Origin of the sequence: Variovorax sp. KK3 (genome assembly GCF_001984055.1) — a bacterium.
Lineage (GTDB): Bacteria > Pseudomonadota > Gammaproteobacteria > Burkholderiales > Burkholderiaceae_C > Variovorax.
Map to the genome: position 1 here is coordinate 1 of NZ_LYVO01000166.1, position 2372 is coordinate 2372.

General features: G+C 70.2%; 2 protein-coding genes. One reads left to right on the top strand and one right to left on the bottom strand.

The genetic code is table 11. The annotated features are described in order from the left end of the window. Nucleotides 1–175 precede the first annotated feature (175 nt). Nucleotides 176–1567 (top strand): sigma-54 dependent transcriptional regulator, encoded by a 1392-nt coding sequence (locus tag B0W80_RS33895; RefSeq protein WP_077003521.1) that lies wholly within the window; start codon nucleotides 176–178, stop codon nucleotides 1565–1567. Between the two features lie 49 nt (nucleotides 1568–1616). On the opposite strand, the gene B0W80_RS33900 is transcribed toward B0W80_RS33895, so the two are convergent. Next, the coding region (locus tag B0W80_RS33900) for a hypothetical protein (protein WP_373039388.1) at nucleotides 1617–2372 on the bottom strand (756 nt) is incomplete at its 5' end.

A 2372-nucleotide genomic window follows, 5' to 3' on the forward strand; every position in this document is an offset into this window, starting at 1 on the left:
CTGAAGCGTGGTAACTCCAGTCTCCCAGACCCTTCCGGGTGAACAACCTATTGAGACATCACACCTAGTCGTACAACGGCGCGGGTTCACGCGCTTATGCGCGAGCGCGCCGCGCAGCACAATGCGCGCAGGAGGCGCGTCCGGATCGGCGGGGCGCACGTTGGAAGGAGCACCTGTGGGACATACGCTGATCGTCGAGGACGACCGGGATTCGGCACGCATGCTGGCCGCCCTGGTCGCGCGCGAAGGCCATACCGTGGCGACGGCGACCTCGGTGGCCGATGCCTGCCGCTTCATGGCCATGCAGCCGGCCGACCTGCTGCTGCTCGACCTTCATCTGCCGGACGGCAACGGCCTCGCCCTCTTCTCCCACAAAGACCTGATCGCCGACACCGAGGTGGTGTTGATGACCGGCCAGGCGAGCCTGGAAACGTCGATCGAGGCGCTGCGCCTGGGCGCGGCGGACTACCTGGTCAAGCCGGTCAGCCCGCAGCACCTGAAGAATCTGCTGTCGCGCCTGATCCGGCCGTCGCAGCTGAACGCCGAGTTCACGCTGCTGACCGACACCTGGCGCGAAACCGGCCGCTTCGGCTCGCTGATCGGCGCCTCGACGCCGATGCAAGAGGTTTACCACCAGATCGGGCGCGTGGCCGGCACGGCGGTTACCGTGTTCATCCAGGGCGAGAGCGGCACCGGCAAGGAACTGGTGGCCCGCGCGGTCCACGACCTGAGCCGGCGGCGCGACCAGCCCTTTCTGGCGATCAACTGCGGCGCGATTTCACCGCACCTGATGGAAAGCGAGATCTTCGGCCACGAGCGCGGCAGCTTCACCGGCGCCGAGCGGCAGCACCAGGGCTTCTTCGAGCGGGCCCACGGCGGCACGCTGTTCCTGGACGAGATCACCGAGATGCCGATGTCGCTGCAGGTCAAGCTGCTGCGCGTGCTGGAGAGCGGCACCTTCATGCGCGTGGGCTCCACCCAGTTGCAGCAGACCGACGTGCGCGTGATCGCCGCCACCAACCGCAATGCCGAAGAAGCCGTGGAACGCGGCCACCTGCGGGAAGACCTGCTCTATCGGCTCAACGTGTTCCCGATCGCGATGCCGCCGCTGCGCGAACGCCTGGGCGACGTGAAGCTGCTGGCGCAGCATTTCGTCGAGCAGATGAATCGCCGGGAAGGCAGCACCAAGCGCCTTTCGGAGGCGGCGGCGCAGCGGCTGGCGAGCCACGACTGGCCGGGCAACGTGCGCGAGCTGGGCAATGCCGTTCAACGTGCGTGGGTGATGAGCGGCGACGTCGAGATCGGCGAGGAATGGCTGCCGTCGGGCACCGCCGCCGTGCCGCGCCGCGCGGCGGCCAGCGCGCAACCCGAATCGATCGCACCCGGCACCGCGGCACCGCCGATGCCCGAATTGCGCGTGGCCGTCGGCAGCCGGCTCGACGAGATGGAGAAGGCGCTGATCCTCGCGACCTACGACCACTGCGAGGGCCACAAGGAGCGGACGGCCGCCATGCTGGGCATCAGCATGAAGACGCTCTACAACAAGCTGAAGGAATTCAAGGGCTGACGCCCATCGCGGCAGTGCGGCAGTGCGAAAGCGCGCGGGCCGCGGCGCCTCAGATGTCGAGCCCGGCCAGCAGCGCCTGCGAATCTTCTTCGAAGCCCGGCACCGGCTGCGCCTTGGCCAGCGACATCCACAGGCTGAAGGGCATGCGCGGCTGGGCGCGGTGCACCGCCGCGCGCGCCACCACCAGACGGTCGCCCTGCGCCACGAGCACGCCGCATTCGGCCGGGATCTCCTCGGGCTCGCCGATGGCGCGGCCCTTGGCATCGCAGCCCAGCACGTACCAGCACTCGCCGCCCAGGTCGAGGTAGGCCGCGCGCTTGTCGGGCTTGCGCAGGTCGCTCAGCAGGTCGGCGCGGTTGACCTTGACCTCGTGCACGATCGGCTGCGCATAGGCCTCGACGGTGGTGTTGCGGATCGAGAAGACGTCGGGCCGCGCGATGCACCAGCGCGGCTTGTCGCCGTCGGCCGCCGCCGGCAGGCGCGCGCGCAGCCCCAGGCCGCGCCAGGCGATGCGGCCGGCACGCGTCATCTCGCGCGCCACCCGCTCGACCAGGGCTTCGTGGCGCGACAGCGCGCCGCGGTTGACGACCAGGCTGCCGGCGATGTGCACGATGCCGGCATCGCTGACGCGCAGCGTCTCGTGCCCCTGCCCCGAGCGCACGCGCTCCAGCAGGCCCGCGGCCAGCAGTTCGACCTCGATCTCGTCGCAGCACGGCCAGCCGGCCGAGCGGTAGATCTCGCGCAGGCGGCGCGCATGCAGGCGCCCCAGGGCGCGCGCGCCGGGCGGTGGGTCGGCCACCGGCGG